The sequence below is a fragment of the Solibacillus sp. FSL W7-1464 genome (assembly GCF_038004425.1).
Lineage (GTDB): Bacteria > Bacillota > Bacilli > Bacillales_A > Planococcaceae > Solibacillus.
In genome coordinates this window covers 2312705-2331438 of sequence record NZ_JBBORC010000001.1, presented here as the reverse complement: position 1 = coordinate 2331438, position 18734 = coordinate 2312705, and the positions used below count along the sequence as shown (strand labels likewise).

Annotated in this window: 16 protein-coding genes; 15 read left to right on the top strand and 1 reads right to left on the bottom strand. The window is 38.5% G+C overall.

Going from position 1 to position 18734, the window contains the following annotated elements; translation table 11 throughout:
• Positions 1–14: 14 nt before the first annotated feature.
• From folD to spo0A, 15 genes are all read left to right on the top strand, one after another.
• On the top strand, positions 15–878 hold the full coding sequence (gene folD / locus MKZ25_RS11500) for a bifunctional methylenetetrahydrofolate dehydrogenase/methenyltetrahydrofolate cyclohydrolase FolD (RefSeq protein WP_340801621.1): 864 nt from the start codon (positions 15–17) through the stop codon (positions 876–878).
• A gap of 180 nt (positions 879–1058) precedes the next feature.
• On the top strand, positions 1059–2417 hold the full coding sequence (gene xseA / locus MKZ25_RS11495; protein WP_340801620.1) for an exodeoxyribonuclease VII large subunit: 1359 nt from the start codon (positions 1059–1061) through the stop codon (positions 2415–2417).
• Positions 2414–2641 (top strand): exodeoxyribonuclease VII small subunit, encoded by a 228-nt coding sequence (gene xseB, locus MKZ25_RS11490; RefSeq protein WP_008404237.1) that lies wholly within the window; start codon positions 2414–2416, stop codon positions 2639–2641. The genes xseA and xseB overlap by 4 nt, the downstream gene beginning before the upstream one ends.
• 3 nt (positions 2642–2644) lie before the next feature.
• Entirely contained in the window at positions 2645–3529 is an 885-nt protein-coding gene (locus MKZ25_RS11485; protein ID WP_340801619.1) for a polyprenyl synthetase family protein, read from the top strand.
• A gap of 89 nt (positions 3530–3618) precedes the next feature.
• The gene (dxs, locus tag MKZ25_RS11480; RefSeq protein ID WP_340801618.1) at positions 3619–5514 is read left to right on the top strand and encodes a 1-deoxy-D-xylulose-5-phosphate synthase; all 1896 of its coding nucleotides are present in this window, start codon (positions 3619–3621) and stop codon (positions 5512–5514) included.
• Between the two features lie 6 nt (positions 5515–5520).
• The gene (locus MKZ25_RS11475) at positions 5521–6339 is read left to right on the top strand and encodes a TlyA family RNA methyltransferase (protein WP_340801617.1); all 819 of its coding nucleotides are present in this window, start codon (positions 5521–5523) and stop codon (positions 6337–6339) included.
• A 214-nt stretch (positions 6340–6553) separates the two neighbouring features.
• Complete coding sequence (locus MKZ25_RS11470) at positions 6554–7615, top strand: glycosyl hydrolase family 8 (RefSeq protein WP_340801616.1); 1062 nt, start codon at positions 6554–6556, stop codon at positions 7613–7615.
• Positions 7602–8453: a GGDEF domain-containing protein gene (locus MKZ25_RS11465; RefSeq protein ID WP_340801615.1), complete on the top strand. Its 852-nt coding sequence runs from the start codon at positions 7602–7604 to the stop codon at positions 8451–8453. Before MKZ25_RS11470 ends, MKZ25_RS11465 begins: the two co-directional genes overlap by 14 nt.
• On the top strand, positions 8443–10077 hold the full coding sequence (locus tag MKZ25_RS11460; protein WP_340801614.1) for a hypothetical protein: 1635 nt from the start codon (positions 8443–8445) through the stop codon (positions 10075–10077). The genes MKZ25_RS11465 and MKZ25_RS11460 overlap by 11 nt, the downstream gene beginning before the upstream one ends.
• The gene (locus MKZ25_RS11455) at positions 10077–11348 is read left to right on the top strand and encodes a glycosyltransferase family 2 protein (RefSeq protein WP_340801613.1); all 1272 of its coding nucleotides are present in this window, start codon (positions 10077–10079) and stop codon (positions 11346–11348) included. The genes MKZ25_RS11460 and MKZ25_RS11455 overlap by 1 nt, the downstream gene beginning before the upstream one ends.
• A 1-nt stretch (position 11349) precedes the next feature.
• Positions 11350–13377 carry a cellulose biosynthesis cyclic di-GMP-binding regulatory protein BcsB gene (locus MKZ25_RS11450; RefSeq protein ID WP_340801612.1) on the top strand — a complete coding sequence of 676 codons (2028 nt, stop codon included), beginning with the start codon at positions 11350–11352 and terminating at the stop codon, positions 13375–13377.
• 197 nt (positions 13378–13574) lie between these two features.
• On the top strand, positions 13575–14024 hold the full coding sequence (gene ahrC, locus MKZ25_RS11445) for a transcriptional regulator AhrC/ArgR (protein ID WP_079527588.1): 450 nt from the start codon (positions 13575–13577) through the stop codon (positions 14022–14024).
• Positions 14025–14040: 16 nt separating this feature from the next.
• Positions 14041–15732 (top strand): DNA repair protein RecN, encoded by a 1692-nt coding sequence (gene recN, locus MKZ25_RS11440; RefSeq protein WP_340801611.1) that lies wholly within the window; start codon positions 14041–14043, stop codon positions 15730–15732.
• A gap of 191 nt (positions 15733–15923) precedes the next feature.
• Positions 15924–16850: a SpoIVB peptidase S55 domain-containing protein gene (locus MKZ25_RS11435; RefSeq protein ID WP_340801610.1), complete on the top strand. Its 927-nt coding sequence runs from the start codon at positions 15924–15926 to the stop codon at positions 16848–16850.
• A 348-nt stretch (positions 16851–17198) separates the two neighbouring features.
• Positions 17199–17990 (top strand): sporulation transcription factor Spo0A, encoded by a 792-nt coding sequence (spo0A, locus tag MKZ25_RS11430; RefSeq protein ID WP_340801609.1) that lies wholly within the window; start codon positions 17199–17201, stop codon positions 17988–17990.
• Positions 17991–18100: 110 nt separating this feature from the next.
• Here the strand turns inward: spo0A and MKZ25_RS11425 are convergent, their stop codons facing one another.
• Positions 18101–18580, bottom strand: a complete 480-nt coding sequence (locus MKZ25_RS11425) for a DNA polymerase III subunit alpha (RefSeq protein WP_340801607.1) — start codon at positions 18578–18580, stop codon at positions 18101–18103.
• Positions 18581–18734: the final 154 nt, after the last annotated feature.

The following is an 18734-nucleotide window of genomic DNA, read 5'->3' as shown; positions in this document are numbered from 1 at the left end:
GAAGGAGCAATAACATGTCAAGCGTAATTATTAATGGTAAAGAAATCGGTCAAGAAATTCGAACAGGGGTCGCTACTCGTGTACAAGCGCTAAAAGAAAAAGGGATCACACCCGGTTTAGCGGTCATTTTAGTAGGGGACAATCCCGCATCCAAAACATATGTAGCAAACAAGCAAAAGTCTTGTGAGCAAATCGGGGTGTATTCGGAACTTGTCAAACTACCTGAAGATATTTCAGAACAGGCTTTACTTGAAAAAATTCGTGAATTAAACGAACGTGCTTCAATTCACGGTATTCTCGTTCAGCTTCCATTACCGAAACATATCAACGAGGATAAAGTAATCCAAACAATCTCTCCGGAGAAAGATGTGGATGGGTTCTCACCGATCAGTGTAGGGAAAATGATGCTTGGACAGGATACATACTTGCCATGTACTCCTTATGGGGTTATGAAAATGCTCGAACATGCGGGAATAGATGTTGCCGGAAAGCATGCGGTCATCGTAGGACGCAGCCATATCGTCGGGAAACCGATGGGACAACTATTGTTGCAAAAAGACGCTACAGTAACGTATACACATTCTAAAACACCGGATTTACCATCCTTTACAAAACAGGCCGATATTTTAATCGCGGCTGTCGGTCGTGCAAACTTTATTACGAGCGAGCATATTAAAGAAGGTGCGGTTGTCATTGATGTAGGGATTAACCGCAACCAGGACAACCGTTTATGCGGTGACGTCGACTTTGACGATGTACAAGGCATCGCTTCACATATTACACCTGTTCCAGGCGGTGTCGGTCCGATGACGATTACGATGTTACTGGAAAACACAGTACAAGCAGCTGAAAAAGAGTTAGAACGTCAAGAGAATTAATCTAACTTCAAAAATCACGATTTTGATGTAGATCAAAATCGTGATTTTTAGCTTATAGGGTACAATAAGAGATACTTATAAGATTTTTTTGCGTTACTTAGTGCTGAACAGACATTTTTGCTGGTCGCATCAAAAACGCATAAATACAGTAAAGAACTACCGTAAAGGAGCAATACGTTTATGACATCGAATTCTTATTTATCCGTAAAAGCATTAACAAAATATATTAAACGAAAATTTGATGCCGATCCGCATTTACGTGATGTGTACGTAACGGGAGAGCTTTCAAATGTAAAAGTACATAGTTCAGGTCATATTTATTTTACGCTGAAAGATGACAGTTCGCGGATTAACGCGACGATGTTCCGTTCACAGGCTTCGAAACTTTCTTTTAAACCTGAAGAAGGGATGAAAGTTTTTATACGAGGCGATGTGAATGTCTATGAAGCGAGCGGCGCATATCAGCTTTATGCCCAGACGATGGAGCCTGACGGGATTGGCGGATTGTTCGTCGCCTTTAATCAGCTGAAGGAACGTCTGCAAAAAGAAGGTTTGTTCAACCCGGATTTTAAGCAGCCGATTCCGCAATTCCCGAAAACGATCGGTGTATTAACAGCGACGACCGGTGCAGCCATCCGCGATATTTGCACAACGATTAACCGACGCTATCCGCAGGCTGAAATTTTAATTTATCCGACGCTCGTACAGGGAGCTGGCGCTGCGCCAAATATTACTGAAAATATTTATTTAGCGAACCGCCATGGCTTTTGTGATGTTCTCATTGTTGGTCGTGGGGGCGGATCGATTGAAGATTTATGGGCATTCAATGAAGAGATTGTCGCACGTGCGATCTTTGAAAGCCGCATTCCGGTTATCAGTGCTGTCGGACATGAAACCGATACGACGATAGCTGATTTTGTCGCGGATCTGCGTGCACCGACACCAACTGCTGCGGCAGAACTGGCTGTCCCGAATCAGCAGCAGCTGTATCAGCAAATACTTCATCATCAGTCGATTCTTCATCAAATGATGACATCAAAGCTCAATTTCGAACGCAATCGCTTAACGAAACTGCAAAATTCCTATCCGCTTGCAACACCTGAGCGATTATATCGTCCTTTTATTGAAAGGCTAATTCAGGTGGATTTATCACTGCAAAATGCAACGAAGCTTTATATGATGAATGAAAAATCAAAACTGCAGGCAATAGACAGCAAGATGAAGCTGTATTCGCCGGTGCATCAGCTAACTGCAGCCAAACAGCAGCTTGCACACCGTACGCAAACTTTAACGAATCGAATGCAGCAGCAGCTTGCACAAAATAAAGTCGCTTTTACAAATCAGCTGCGTATGCTGGAGGCGTTAAATCCGCTCGCATTAATGAGTAAAGGCTTCAGCGTGGCATATAAAGAGGAAAACGTAGTAAAATCAGTTCACGAGCTGGAAAAAGGCGACGTGATTCAAGTGACGTTTCAGGATGGATATGCCGAAGCGAAAATTGAGAAAAAGCGTGTGCAAAAGGAAGGGGAAGCAAAGTGACAAAACCGACATTTGCGACAGCAATGACAGAATTAGAAGAAGTTGTACGTAAGCTTGAACAAGGGGATGTTCCGCTGGAAGAAGCGATTGATCTTTACAAAAAGGGAATGGAACTATCAAAACTTTGTCATGATACACTGCAAAACGCAGAGCAGCAATTAATTTCAATCGTTGGAGAAGATGGTGAAAAGAAAGCTTTCCAACAAGGAAATGGAGAAGACTAACAGATGGAAAACACGTTAAAGCAGTTTATTGATCATAATATTCCGCAGCTGGAGACGACAATGTATGAACTCGTCGGATCGATACAAGCACCGGCACAATTAAAAGAATCGATGCTGTATTCATTAAAAGCAGGAGGCAAACGAATTCGCCCGTTATTTGTTGTGGCGGTTTGCGACATGTATAATCAGTCTCTTGAGGCAAGTTATTCAGTAGGCTCTGCTGTTGAAATGATCCATACGTATTCGTTAATCCATGATGATCTGCCAAGTATGGATGATGATGAATTGCGCCGCGGCAAGCCGACGAACCATGTAGTTTATGGTGAAGCATTGGCAACATTGGCTGGTGATGCCTTAAACACAATCGCATTTGGTGTTATCGCGCGTCTAAAAAATCTTTCTGCTGAAAAACGCATCGAGCTCGTTAACCTGTTAAGTGTTGCAGCAGGTGCTGAAGGAATGGTCGGCGGACAAGTGCTTGATATGGACGGAGAAAAACGTCTATTAAATTTACAGGAGCTTGAAACGGTTCATGTAAATAAAACAGGTGCATTGCTTCGTTTTAGTATCGAAGCAGGTGCCGTGCTGGCAAATGCAAGCAGTTCTGACCGTGAAGCATTAGTGGAATATGCGCACCATATCGGTTTAGCCTTCCAGATTCAAGACGATATTTTAGATATTGAGGGAACTTCGGAACAGCTAGGGAAAACAGCAGGAAAAGACGTGGCAAGCGAAAAAAGTACATACCCTGCTTTACTTACATTGGACGGTGCAAAGCAAAAGCTGGATGAGCATTATGCGCTGGCGATTGAAGCATTGCAGAAAATCGACACTGATACGACATTGCTTCGACAATTTGCACAGTATATTGTGAGACGTAGTAACTAAAATGTGTTAAACTTTTGTCTTGTATTGTACATTGATATAATAGAAAAATCACAACGGTGAATAAACTGATGAAAAGGTGTGTGGATGAGATGGATTTAACGAAAATTTCTAGTCCATCCTTTTTGAAAGACTTGAATAAAAAGCAACTGGAAGCGCTGGCTGGAGAAATTCGCGCTTTTCTGATCGAAAAATGTTCAATTACGGGTGGTCATATTGGCCCGAATTTAGGTGTCGTTGAGCTGACGATTGCACTGCATAAAGCTTTTAACAGTCCAAAGGATAAATTTTTATGGGATGTCGGGCATCAAGCATATGTCCACAAAATTTTAACAGGCCGGGCAAGTCAATTTGACACATTGCGTCAATTTAAAGGACTATGCGGTTTCCCGAAGCTTGTCGAAAGTGAACACGATATGTGGGAAACAGGGCATAGTTCCACATCTTTATCTGCAGCGATGGGTATGGCTGCGGCGAGAGATATTAAAGGGGACAAAAACTTTGTTGTACCGATTATCGGTGATGGTGCATTGACAGGCGGTATGGCACTGGAAGCATTGAACCATATTGGTCATGAAAAAACGAATATGATCGTTATTTTAAATGATAACGAAATGTCGATTGCTCCGAACGTTGGGGCATTGCATGACGTTTTAGGACGTCTGCGCACGGCAAAGGAATATTCACGTGCAAAAGAGGATTTGGAATCTTTAATTCACAAAATTCCAATGGTTGGCGACAAGCTGGCCGCTACTGCTGAACGTGTGAAAGACAGCCTAAAGTATTTAGTTGTATCAGGTGTATTCTTTGAGGAATTAGGATTCAAATATTTAGGTCCGATTGACGGGCATGATTTTGAGGCACTGGAAAAAACATTGGAATATGCGAAAAAAGTACAAGGTCCTGTACTTGTCCATGTATTGACGAAAAAAGGTAAAGGCTACAAACCTGCCGAAGACGATACAATCGGTACTTGGCATGGGACGGGTCCATATAAAATGGAAACAGGTGCTTTCGTAAAATCTTCAACAAAAGGTCCTGCGTGGAGCAGCCTAGTCGCAGAATCGGTTCGTAAGTGCATGAAGGAAGATAACCGGATTGTAACGATTACACCGGCAATGCCTGTCGGTTCAAAACTGGAAGGTATTCAAAAAGACTTCCCGAACCGCTTCTTTGATGTAGGGATTGCCGAACAGCATGCAACTACAATGGCAGCAGGTCTTGCAACACAGCAAATGAAACCGTTTTTATCAATTTATTCGACGTTTTTACAGCGTGCATATGACCAGGTGCTGCATGATATTGCACGCCCGAATCTGAATGTTTTCATCGGTATCGACCGTGCAGGCCTTGTTGGCGCGGACGGTGAGACACATCAAGGCGTATTTGATATTTCGTTTTTACGTCATATCCCGAATATCGTATTGATGATGCCTAAAGATGAAAATGAAGGTCAGCATATGGTAAAAACTGCAATTGATTATAACGACGGTCCAATCGCGCTTCGCTACCCGCGCGGCAATGGCTTAGGCGTTGAAATGGACGTGGAAATGAAAGCATTGCCGATCGGTTCATGGGAAGTGCTGCGTGAAGGCTCAGATGCAGTAATTCTGACATTCGGTACAACGATCCCAATGGCACTCAAGGCAGCGGAACAGTTGGCATACCAAGGGATTGACGTGCGTGTTGTGAATGCACGTTTCATCAAACCGATGGATGAAGTGATGCTGCATGAAATTATGCAGGAAAACTTGCCGGTCCTAACAATTGAAGAATCATTGCTGCAAGGCGGATTTGGCAGTGCTGTACTGGAATTTGCAATTGATAAGAAATACCGAAATGTTCAAATTGAGCGTATCGGGATTCCGGATGAATTTATTGAGCACGGTGAAGTTGATTTATTATTGGAAGAAATAAACGTGACAGCTGAAGAAGCGGTAAAACGTATTACACAGCTTGTACCGAATAAACAGTCGGATAGGGTTTAATAAAGAATGACAAAGCAAAAAAAAGAACGAGTAGATGTAATGCTTGTTGAACGCGGGTTATGTGAGACGCGTGAAAAGGCAAAGCGCTCGATTATGGCGGGTCTCGTGTTCTCAAATGAAATCCGCATTGATAAAGCAGGGGAAAAAATCGAAGTTGATGCACCGCTGCAAGTAAAAGGCTCACAGTTAAAATATGTGTCACGAGGCGGTTTGAAGCTGGAAAAGGCACTTGAAATTTTTGATCTATCTGTGGAAGGGAAGCTGATGCTTGATATCGGCTCTTCTACAGGCGGATTTACGGATTGTGCACTGCAAAACGGTGCGCGTCATTGCTATGCACTGGATGTCGGATCAAACCAGCTAGCATGGAAAATCCGTTCGGACGACCGTGTAACGGTGATGGAAAAAACAAATTTCCGTTACACAAAGCCGGAAGATTTAACGGAAGGCTTACCAAATTTCGCGACAATCGATGTTTCATTCATTTCGCTATCGCTGATTCTGCCTGTATTAAAAACGGTTTTAGTTCAAGGTGGCGATGTGATGGCACTTGTAAAGCCGCAATTTGAAGCAGGTCGTGAAAATGTAGGGAAAAAAGGAATTGTCCGTGAACCGAAAGTCCATCTCGCTGTTTTGGAAGAAACAGCAAAAATGGCAACGGAGATCGGCTTTGTTGTAAAGGATGCTTCGTATTCACCGATTACAGGCGGGGAAGGGAATATTGAATTTTTATTCCACCTATATAATCCGCATGACGGTGAGGAAGTTGAAGCCTTTACAAACTTTGAACAAGTCGTCCAAGAATCTCATAAAAACTTAAAATGATGTAAAAGCTATGTTAAAAGTAATGCAACTTTTAACATAGCTTTTTTAATTTGCCTACATATAAGTAAAACGGAATAGCATTTATGATTATTAAGTACTGAATATCGGGAGTTATTTTGAATTTTAAAGATAAAAATGGTACTTAATTACCTATTTTTGCATATCGTATAGTATGTTGTTTTAAACAATATGACCCTTTGAGGATGACTTAAGTATGGTATATAAAACTTCTGAATTATTTTTATTTATCTTCATTCTGTTAATTCTCGCTTCCTGTCAAAAGGAAGAGACGGAATTTCGCCCTTTGCCATTACCTCAGAATGCTCAATTTCTCGATACATATTTGATTAAACAAGGGTGGCTTCAAACTGATTTAAAAGATAATAAAGAAGTTTATTTATCAGAGTCAATTGGTCTATGGATGCAATATTTATTATTAATAGATGATAAACAAAGGTTTGAGGAGCAAGTGGAAATATTAAGGGCACATTTCATTACAGAGAATTCACTAATTTCCTGGCGTTATGCTGATGGAAAAGCCTCGCAAACAAATGCGTTGATTGATGACTTCCGTATAATGGTAGCATTGAATAATGCGAGCGAAATGTGGAATAAGAAGCAATATAAAAAATTAGCAACAGCAATTGGAAAAAGCATCGTAGCGTTTCAATTAAAAAGGGATACTTTTATTGATTTCTATGATGAAGTTACTTCAAATAATAGTTTGACATTATCCTATTTAGATCCAGCAGCCATTTCATTTTTACAACAGGAAAAAATATTAACTGCTGATCAAGCAACTGTAAATATGAATTTATTGAAAGAAATACCGATGCAAGGTGGATGGTATGCACAACGATTTTATCCATTGGAGCAGCGTTTTGAATTTAATCAAGAAATTAATCTAATCGATCAATATTATATAGCTTACCATCGCACACTCGTCAATTTGCCGATAGATGAAATGATAATCTTTACTAAACAAATGCTAGCACAGCATGGCAAACTATATGGGCGTATGATGGCCGATACTAAACAATTCACAGTCAATTATGAATCGCCCGCTGTTTATGCACTGGCTTATATGGCAATGGAACGTGCTGGTGAACAAAAACTTGCACGGCAGCTACTCAGAAATATGGAGCAATTGAAAGTAAAGGATAAGGAAAGTAAATATTACGGAGGGTTTATAGATTTATCAACCCGACGAACCCATTTTTTTGATAATGTACTTCCATTAATAGCAGAGGCAGGAACCAACAATGCAAAATATTAATAAAACTATTCTATTAATCCAATTACTGTGTTTAGTTTGTATACAGACAATATTTATATATACCATTGATACGAATAATACGGAGCAATTATTATTAGCGGTATTATTGATACTTGTTGTTGCTGTCACACTCTTTACGGGCACATTAGGCGGATTGGTTTTTAGTTTGTTTATAATTTTTTGTGCGGGAACAATTTTACTTTTCCAATTAAGTACGGCGTTAATAGGAAGTTGGCAAACCATTACGGCAAATCAATTTTTTCAATTCGGAATTATTTTGATAGTAACTATATTGCTAACAGGTTCTATTCAAGAAAAAATAACAGGGTTAATAAGGAAAAATGTAAAATTGCAAAATGATCTGCTGCAATTTGTTTCGATTGATGTGGATACATCGTTTGATACTGCAAAAAGGATGGAAGTTGAAGTGAAAAGGGAATTGAGCAGAATTAGTCGTCATGGCGGAAGATTTACAATATTACTGATTCAAATCGATTATTTTGAAGAATTTCAGCAAGCGTATGGTCAAAAGGAAGTACAGCATCTTTTAAAAAGCATTGGAAGTAGAGTGAATAGTCTTGTAAGAATGACCGACAGAAAGTTTAGGCTGGATAATAATATTTTTGCACTTTTACTTATTGAGACGAAAAAAACATCAATCGAAATAATTATTGATAATTTATCAAACGGGTTGCAAGAACATGAATTACTGAGCGGCAAAAAAGTGACGCTGACATTCCATATAAGTTTTGAAGAATGCAATAGCGATATGGGAAATATTGATTACGATACATTAATGGCAAACTTAAAAAGCGAGATTGTTTTTTATGCGATGTAAATCCGTTATTGCTACATTGTTCTTTTGCATGTTATTCAGTATTTTTCTGCAAAGTGTCGATGCAAAAAGTACACATGAAACCGGAGCGGTCACTTTTTTTTATGAAGCGAATACTGAACAGGAATACGAATCCGTACGACTAATTGAAGCGAACTTGAGCGGACTTTTTGATGAAGTCATCATGCAAACATTTGAAGAAGCATATGTGCCGATTCAAACAGATTTAGTTGTAGGCTTTGTCCAGAATGTGGAGACTTTAGACTATGCTCTTTTAAAACAAAATCTGAAAAACTATAATGGCCCAGTGATAGCACTGGGACAGTTTTATAAAGTTGCACCACAATTTCCGGATTGGGAAAGCAAAAACTATTTACCTGTTCATACAATCGCAAATTTGACTTTAAATAGCCTCACTATGTTGCATCATGTGCAAGTAGATAAAAATTCGCAAGTATTGAATTATGCCATTGGCTACAATGAAGAGATTCCGTTAATTGTGCAACATAATGAGCATCGGGCACTTTTTTTAGAGCATTACACTCAGTTAGACGCCCAAATTATAATGAATAATTTGTTCACTTTATATAGTGGAAAATATGAGAACTCCAAGCATCCTTCCTATATCATCGTAGAACATATTAATCCATTGACCGATATTGAAAAATTAACAGAAGTAGCAAATGAATTGATCAATCGAAATATACCAATCCTATTAAGCATTTCATCGATTTATACGAATAATGAATTGAAAACGAGTGCCACATTGTCCGATTCGGACCCGCTAGTTCGTTTATTGATTGAACTCCAACGGCAGGGGGCCATCATTATCGTCAATGATTATATTGACTATGATATAGATGCTATGAATTATGGAGTAAATACTGAGCAAGCTTTTACAGTTTTTAACCGGAATCCAGGGCAATCGACGTCACAATTGAATGAGCAACAGACCAGGTTAAATGGAAAAGAGAATTTTTCGACTGCGATTCAAATATTAGTGCAAAAAAATTTATTGCCTTCCGCCTTTTATAATCAAAATGGACGCTTATTTCAAGCCGATTATTTGGAAATGGCCGACTATACGTCAACATTTTTTGGCAAGCTTTCATTGGCCGGCGATGCTTCGGGTGAAAATCAGGGACCTCTTTTTATTAGCAATCCCAACTTACTTAATCGTCAAAAGTTATTTCCTATAACATTAAGTCCTCCGCAGGATCAATATGATAATCCGTTATTGACGATGAAAAATGAAATCGAACGTGTTATGCAAGTGGATAATGCGGTTTTAAGCACAACATTTTCAATGTATGATGAATTATCCACTTTATCGGCGATTCTTTCGACTATTGAAAATGTCCCTAATATGTACTGGTATGATTTTCAGCAAGAGCCGTTCCTTATACACACCGATAAATTTCAAGTCGAAAATATGGAAGGTATTTATAAAGTACAATCAAGTTGGACTACAATTGACGAATTAAAATGGAGATTCCGCGATCGTCCATTGGAAATAGTATTATGGGTGCTTGTTTTTCTGCCAATTGGTTTTGTCGTTTTATTTACAGGTAATATTTTCTTTTTAAGATTGCGTTATCGAAAAAATTTATTCGAGGAGAGAACATAATGGCAAATATCCTTTTTTATATGTCGCTACTCCTAATTTGGATTATGTTACTCTATCATATGTTTCTTGCGCAAGGTGGTTATCTGTACTACAAACGATACCGACAGGAAATATCAACTTGGGATAAAAATCTGCGTGCTCTCCCGCAAGTACCAAAAATTTCTGTTTTTATTCCCGCACATAACGAAGAAATGGTAATTGCACAAACTTTAAAGGCAATGGTACGTCTTAATTATCCAAAAGACCGCTTAGAAATCATATTAATTTGCGATAATTGCAGCGACCGAACGAAAGAAATTGGCGAATCGTTTGTAAAGGATTTTCCTTTTTTGCGTGTTATTGAAACGGAAGAACCTTTAAAAGGGCGCGGAAAAGCATCTGCTTTAAACTATGGGCTACAAAATTCTTCGGGAGACATTATTGCAGTATATGATGCCGATAATACTCCGGAAAAAGATGCATTATGGTATTTGGTGATGGGGCTTGTCAATGATGATAAAGCTGCAGCAATAGTCGGGAAGTTTCGTGTCATAAATTCAAAAAATACATGGCTCACGCACTTCATTAATATTGAGACTATATGTTTCCAATGGATGGCACAAGCAGGACGATGGTTTTGGTTTGGCGTCGCGACAATTCCAGGTACAAACTTCGCTATAAGACGGAATGTAATTGAGCAATTAGGTGGATGGGATATTAATGCAATGGCTGAAGATACAGAATTGACAATTCGCGTATATGATTTTGGCTACTATATACGATTTTTCCCGGCAGCTATCACGTGGGAGCAGGAGCCGGAAGTGTTACGTGTTTGGTGGAAGCAACGATCAAGGTGGGCTCGTGGCAACCAATATGTTGTGTTGAAATTTATCCGTAATATTTTTAGTTTGCGTCAAAAGCGTATCATGTTTGATATTTTCTATTTTTTCTTCACATACTTTTTATTTTTTTTCGGTGTGATTATGTCAAACATAATATTTGTTATGAATTTGATTGTTGATTTAAATTTATCAGTCGGCAATATAGCGATTGTACTTTGGATTATTGCGTTTTTGCTATTTTTGACGGAAGTGATGATTACATTGAGTATCGAACGAAATCAACTTACATGGCGTAATATTTTGTTTGTATTAACCATGTATTTTACATATTCACAAATGTGGATAGTTTTAATTGTGCACTCTCTGTTTTTGGAAATGAGGCGTGTATTAAAAAAGGAAGACCACAAATGGTATAAAACAGAGCGGTTTTCGGTAAAGGGGGATAAGTAAAATGAAGCATTTAGTCAGCGTATTGTTTGGCTTCATCGCTTTTCTTGTTTTTCAAACTACTATTTCGGCAGTGGAAGTAAATTTGCCAATTGAAGGTTTTAACGAAACAGCAAGAAGCCCTCTATTCACTGAAGAAGTGACATTGGAAGGTGTGTCCGGAGAAGTTGAATTTTTCTATGAACTGCTGGAAACACAGCAAGCAAAAGGACAAAAATTACAGTTGTATTTTGATCATTCCCAATTATTAATTGCTCCTTCTTCATTGACTGTAGCAATTGATGGGGTAGCGGTCCAATCAATCGGACTTGACAGTAGGAAAACGGAATTATCGGTTAATTTACCTAGCAATGCACTGAAGAAAGGCACTCATACAATTTCGATTAAATATGTAGGCATTATAAAAGAAGGGGTTTGTGTAAAGCAAAATACGAGTGGAAATTGGCTCACGTTGAAAATCGCCTCCTTTATAGATATTGATTCTATGGTGAATGGACAGCTACGGGATTTAAATCAATACCCAGCTTATTTCGTAGGGACAGATACAAGGAATACGCAAATTGTCATTCCGGATGAGCCCACTTTAAATACGCTCGATGCAGCATTGCAGTTGACAAATTATTTGTCCAACAGCTCGACAGACAACAAAGTCAAACTTTTAAAAGAATCGCAAGTAAAAATGATTACTCATGCAACAGTGGTAATCGGGCAGGCAAACCAGTTCAAGGGTGCATGGCTAAACGAGCTTATCAATAAAGGGGAAGCAACCGATGGATTATCTCTTTCTATACAGTCGGTTACTGTAAATCAAAGTACTTCGAAAAATGTGCTTGTTATTGCCGGAAAAAATGATGGGGAATTCGAAAAAATTGGTGTGTTAACAGAAGATTTCTTTGTAAAGCAATTGCAAGGAAATCAATTAACGATTACAAATATGCCAGTATTGCAAGAAAACGAGAATCAAAATAAACTAGCGTTTAAAACGATGGGGATTCCCAGTCTGACTTTAGGCTATGGAAAGACGAGTACGGATACATATTACTATTATATGCCTTACTATCCATTCAACGAGTTGAAAGCCAGTATTCAATTACATTTGAAAATTTCTGAAACAATACAATCAAGTCAGTCAGAAAAAAATAATCAATCGGAGGAATTAGTGCTCCTCATTAATGAGGTGCCTCATAGCATTGATTTGCGTGAAGTAAAACCTGATAAAAATGGCGATATTTTTATCGAAGTCCCGCTAAGCAGTTCGGTTTTTACACAATCTACATTAATGCGCATACAGATTGCCGCAAATGGCCTGCATGAAAAAGAGCCATGTTTAGAATCTGATAAGGCGAAGTGGGTGTATATAGATGAAGCTAGTGCCATAAATTTTAATGTTGACAAGCAAGTAGTGGACGAATTTACTTTTCGTTTCTTTCCTTTTCCAAACCATGAAGAGCCTGTGATTGTGGTATTGCCTGAAAAATATTACTGGTCAGACCTTTTAGCAGTTTATGAAGGACTTACATCCAATAATAAACTGCCTAATATTACACTTATGCAGTCTGATAAAGCGAAAGAGGCAAATTTGAAAAATGGTCATGTGATATTTATTGGTGGTAAAACCCAGCATAAACAATTACAAGATGAACTATTGGCGGTCAATTATAACGGCAATATACCTGATTTAACAGAGCATGGTTTTTTCAATGTGTCACAATTTGCTTTTATACAAAACAATCCTTGGAATGAAGACTTCGGCATGATCGTTTTAGATGCAATCGGGGAAACTGACCAGTATGTTCCGAATGATTTTATAACGGGTTTAAAACTTTCGTCAGATAATGCGAAAATCGCAGTCAACGGTAGTAACGGAAAATTTTTTACGAATGAAGCAGAGGCAGCGGCAGCGGAAAAAAATACTTCACGGGTATTCACGTCAGATGTACTGGACAGCAATAGTTTATATTTATTTTTCATATTATTTTTCATAGTCATCGGATTAATCTTGTATGTATGGAAAAAAAAGAAGAAAAGATAAAATTTTAAAAGGAAACAGTTCCGTATAATTGGTACAAAATTTATACGGAAAGTGTTTCCCTTTTTGATTTTGAAAAGAAGGAAGTGGTCAAAAAAAACGGATTTTTGAACATATGTACGGTTTTTCTTGTTTTTCCTTTATGCAAATGGTAGTGTAAATATACATATATTCCTATACATTTTAATGAGGTGACTTTTGTGAACAAAGGACAGCGCCATATACGCATCCGTGATATTATTACAAATAACGAAATCGAAACACAGGACGATCTAGTAGATCAGCTGAAAAATGCAGGCTACAATGTCACTCAAGCAACGGTTTCACGAGATATTAAAGAATTGCACTTAGTAAAAGTACCGTTACAGGACGGTCGTTATAAATATAGTTTACCAGCAGACCAACGCTTCAATCCAATCCAAAAGTTGCATCGTTCGTTGGCAGATGCTTTTGTATCGATTGATGGCGCTTCTCATTTCCTAGTTATGAAAACATTGCCTGGGAATGCAAATGCAATCGGATCGTTATTGGACCATCTGGACTGGTCGGAAATTTTAGGAACGATTTGCGGGGACGATACAATTTTAATCATGTGTCGAACAGAGGACGAACGTGAAGAAATAAAAAATCGCTTATTAGATATGCTGTAAACCGAGGTGGAATGGTTTGTTAAGAGAATTAAGCATTCGAAATTTTGCTATTATTGATGATTTAACCGTTAGTTTTTTCGGCGGTCTCACTGTTTTGACAGGGGAAACAGGTGCCGGAAAATCGATCATTATTGATGCGGTGAATATATTAGCTGGCGGACGCGGCTCAACGGAGTTTATCCGCCACGGAGAAAAAAAGGCGGAACTTGGCGGATTATTTCATGTGAATAATAGTCAGCATCCGATTTTTGCAAAACTCGAAGAACATGGAATTGAATCAGAAGAAGATACGATTATTTTAAGACGTGATTTGCATGATTCAGGAAAAAGTGTCTGCAGAGTGAACGGCAAACTTGTTCCATTATCTGTTTTACGGGATATTGGCGGCAGTTTAATCGATATCCACGGGCAGCACGAAAATCAGGAGCTTATGGATGAAAAATTCCATATTAATTTGCTTGATCATTATGCGCATAATAAACTTCAGCCGGTGAAAGCAAAGTACGATGTAGCGTATGAAGCGTACCGCCAGTTAAAAAGAGAAGTGGCCGAGCTAAGTATGGACGAGCAGCGTATGGCGCAACGCATTGATTTATACCAATTCCAAATCCAGGAGCTGGAACAGGCTGGTTTGAAAATTGATGAAGAAGAGGCATTGGATGAAGAACGCCTCCGTTTGATGAACTTCCATAAAATATTTGAACGTGCGAACATTGCGTATTCAGCGATTTCCGATGATGGAACAGGACTGGATTTCATCGGTAATGCGATGAATGCACTGGAAGACATTGTAGCGCTTGACCCGAATTTCAAAGAGGCTTCAGAAGCGGTCACTTCCAGCTTCTATGCATTGCAGGATGCGGCATATCAGGTGAAAAATGTGCTCGATGATTTAGAGTATGACGCAGAGCGCCTGAATGAGGTTGAGCAGCGTCTTGCTTTATATCAAACTATGAAACGTAAATATGGTACGACAGTTGAAGAGATATTAACGTATCATGAAAAAATCGAGGAAGAATTAAGCCAGCTTATGAACCGTGATGAAACACTGCAGAAAAATGAGCAGTTGCTGGGGAAAATGGAAGCCGATCTGAATAACATTGCAGAACAATTGACGACAATCCGCAAAGAAAGTGCGATTAAACTTAGTGATGCCATTATGAATGAGCTGCGTATGCTTCATATGGAAAAAGCGCAGTTTATCGTTAAATTCGAGCCACTTAATCAACTGGACGCAAACGGCAAAGATTTAGTTGCATTTTACATTTCCACAAATGTTGGGGAACCACCAAAGTCGCTGCCTAAAGTTGCTTCCGGCGGGGAACTATCACGGATGATGCTGGCGCTGAAAACAATCTTCTCTTCATCAAACGGCATTACATCAATTATTTTTGATGAGGTCGATACAGGTGTAAGCGGACGTGTCGCTCAGGCAATTGCAGAAAAAATTGCTGCGATTTCTGTCAATTCCCAGGTGTTATGTATTTCACATTTACCGCAAGTTGCCGCAATGGCAGACCATCATTACTACATTAAAAAGCAGGTGGAGCATAACCGTACATTTACGTCGATTACGGAAATGGAAGAAAAGGAGCGAATTGTGGAAATCAGCCGCATGATGAGCGGAGCCGAAATTACAGACCTGACTTTACAGCATGCTTCAGAGTTGATCCATATGGCCAATGAACGCAAGGAAACGATGAATTAAATAGATAAAAACCGTCTGAAATGATTAAAAATTTTAGGCGGTTTTTTATTTTTTTTAACGTATAAGTTTCATGGCCGCCAAGCAGCAAGGATTTCAGCGAATACATTCTAATTTTTCCTCATATCAACAAAATTTTTCCGTTCATAACTCCGTCAAATTTTCACATAGTAAGCGCATAGAGGAGGTGAAGGATGATTAAAAAATGGTCGATACTCGTTGCATTGCTTTTTATGTTATCACCAATACAAGTATTGGGAAAATCATTAATTCCAATGGGCCATTCAATTGGCGTTCAGTTGGAGATGCCTTATGTAATGGTTGCACAGGACGTATTATTGGAAAATAGTGAGTGGTTGAAAAAGGGAGAACATATTTTAGAACTTAATGGTGAAAAAGTAAGCCAGTTAGAAGACATTGCCGGCAAAGGCGAATCATTTACACTGACCGTTGAGAATGGAAAGCAACAACGAGAGATCAGCGTATCAGCTCATGAACTGGTGCATTTAAAACCATTTTTAAAAAGTGAAACAGATGGAATAGGGACGTTAACGTATATCGATCCTGAAACGATGGAATACGGAGCGCTTGGGCATCAAATTGTAGATTCTACAATGAAGCAGCCTCCGAAATTCAATGACGGTGCAATTTTCGAAGCATCAATCTCACAAGTGAAGAAAAGTACGCCGGGACAGCCAGGGTACAAAATTTCAGTTGTAGATAAATCACAAATGCCACTCGGTTCAGTAATAAGCAATGATGTTTACGGTATTTTTGGTAATTGGAAACAATCATTACATGACAGTTTGCATCCGCCGCTGGAAATTATACATGCAAATGAGTTGAAAAAGGGAAAAGCACAAATCTTAACGGCAATCGACGGGGAAGAAGTCAATTTGTTTGATATCGAAATTGACAAGCAAACGGATAATACGTTTACTTTCAATGTCGTCGATGAACGTCTTATAAAGAAAACGGGCGGAATTGTTCAAGGGATGAGCGGAAGTCCTATTATACAGAATAACCAGTTCGTTGGTGCGGTAACGCATATGTTTATCGAAGAACCAACAAAAGGTGCCGGTATTCTTGTTATTGAAATGCTGAAAAAGAGTCCGTACTAAAAATACTTTAGACTACACTTTTTAATAAAGTGTAGTCTTTTTTTGCTTTTTTCATTACAATAGTACATAATGATAAATCGACAAATGCAAAACCATAAATTTCCTTGTCGAGAAACAGAGAAAAGATGCTACTTGTTACTTATTTTTTATGAAGGAAAAGGAAATTTAGTAATTCTGTCGAAACTTCACTAAAGGACAATGCAAAATAAGAGAGATCGAAAGACAACTGTCGCTCATTTTTGTTACAATTGTATTACACAAAGAAGTTTGTACATTTGTAAGTAAGCTCATACAATTTGCCATTGTAATGAATATATAAGAGATAGAATTATAAAAGGGGGATTTTGTTTGTCAAAGGTGAAAATTGCGATTGCTGATGATAATCGCGAATTAGTTAAAATGATGGAAGTTTATTTTACGAATCATCCGCAAATTGAAATTGTTGCAACAGCATCCAACGGTAAAATCTGTATTAAAATGTTGGAAGAGCATAAAATCGATGTGCTGTTATTGGATATCATTATGCCGCATTTGGATGGGCTGGCGGTTTTGGAAGAAATGTATAACAATGAACGACATACACAGACACAAGTCATTATGCTGACTGCATTTGGACAAGAAGATGTCATGAAGCAGGCTGTGAATTACGGTGCATCTTACTTTATGCTGAAGCCTTTTGAGTTTGAGCAGCTTGTTCAAAAAATTCTGCATTGTGCAGGCAAGAAAGTCGAACAGGAAAAACGCACGCCGGTTTTATCAACGAATACTCCTGCAAAAATGGACACACGCTTATTGGATACAACGATTACAGGCATCATCAAAGAGATTGGTGTACCTGCACATATAAAAGGATACGCTTATTTACGTGAAGCGATCCAGATGGTTTACAACGATATCGAGTTATTAAGCTCGGTTACAAAAATTTTATATCCGGAAATCGCGAAAAAATTCGGGACAACCCCGTCACGTGTGGAACGTGCCATTCGCCATGCCATTGAAGTAGCCTGGAACCGCGGCAGCTATGAGAACATCTCAGAACTGTTCGGCTATACAGTGCACCATATGAAATCAAAACCGACGAACTCGGAGTTCATAGCTATGATCGCTGACAAGATCCGTATTGAAATGGTAGCGAGCTAATTAATCATATGAATGCGTCGTGCCTAAAAAAGAGAATCTAACTTTCATAAAGCCTTCTTAAACAGTGTCTTTCACTGATCAAGAAGGCTTTTTTATGATGTGTCCAGTCATTATACCGTTCCAAATGCATTGTCCATTCTGTTCGCAATACTTGAAATGTCTTCATCGACGAATATGTACGTATCCCTGATGATGATATAGCTGTCGACAGCTTGCGCCAGATGTTCATCATTTTCCAGTATTTCTTTTAATTTTTCGCTAACATAGTAACAATCCTCGGAACGGTCATAGGAGCATTCGTCTATCTCACTATCAATATCGGCGACTTCTTTAAAGTATTTCTCCATTTTCTTTAAGATTCGATTCAGTTTTTTGTCAGAAAAATACTTATATTCATTACCATCAAACATCTTAATATATAAATAGCCGAACTTGTATTCACTCCATAGTTCCTCTTCATTCATCAGAAACAGAAAAAGAAACCGTTCCTCTACCTGATCATTTCGATAATAGATCTTATCGGTATTCAGCTCATAATTTTTAATCCTTTTGAGAAAAAGCCTTTTATTATCTAGTACAATAACACTCATTTCATAATCATCCCTTTATTTCCATGGTAATTTACGATTATTCTAACCTGAAAATAGATTTTTTAGACTTTGTTTATCTTTTAATTGTTGAAACTCCCTTGTGCAAAAAAAATTATAAATAACGTTTAACAAAAATTAACAACGGGTAAAATGA

What these genes read in the sequence shown, in the direction of transcription:
- folD (WP_340801621.1), top strand. Translation starts at nt 15, where the DNA reads ATGTCAAGCGTAATTATTAATGGTAAAGAAATCGGTCAAGAAATTCGA.
- xseA (WP_340801620.1), top strand. Translation starts at nt 1,059, where the DNA reads ATGACATCGAATTCTTATTTATCCGTAAAAGCATTAACAAAATATATT.
- MKZ25_RS11485 (WP_340801619.1), top strand. Translation starts at nt 2,645, where the DNA reads ATGGAAAACACGTTAAAGCAGTTTATTGATCATAATATTCCGCAGCTG.
- dxs (WP_340801618.1), top strand. Translation starts at nt 3,619, where the DNA reads ATGGATTTAACGAAAATTTCTAGTCCATCCTTTTTGAAAGACTTGAAT.
- MKZ25_RS11475 (WP_340801617.1), top strand. Translation starts at nt 5,521, where the DNA reads ATGACAAAGCAAAAAAAAGAACGAGTAGATGTAATGCTTGTTGAACGC.
- MKZ25_RS11470 (WP_340801616.1), top strand. Translation starts at nt 6,554, where the DNA reads ATGGTATATAAAACTTCTGAATTATTTTTATTTATCTTCATTCTGTTA.
- MKZ25_RS11465 (WP_340801615.1), top strand. Translation starts at nt 7,602, where the DNA reads ATGCAAAATATTAATAAAACTATTCTATTAATCCAATTACTGTGTTTA.
- MKZ25_RS11460 (WP_340801614.1), top strand. Translation starts at nt 8,443, where the DNA reads ATGCGATGTAAATCCGTTATTGCTACATTGTTCTTTTGCATGTTATTC.
- MKZ25_RS11455 (WP_340801613.1), top strand. Translation starts at nt 10,077, where the DNA reads ATGGCAAATATCCTTTTTTATATGTCGCTACTCCTAATTTGGATTATG.
- MKZ25_RS11450 (WP_340801612.1), top strand. Translation starts at nt 11,350, where the DNA reads ATGAAGCATTTAGTCAGCGTATTGTTTGGCTTCATCGCTTTTCTTGTT.
- MKZ25_RS11435 (WP_340801610.1), top strand. Translation starts at nt 15,924, where the DNA reads ATGATTAAAAAATGGTCGATACTCGTTGCATTGCTTTTTATGTTATCA.
- MKZ25_RS11425 (WP_340801607.1), bottom strand. Translation starts at nt 18,580, where the DNA reads ATGAGTGTTATTGTACTAGATAATAAAAGGCTTTTTCTCAAAAGGATT.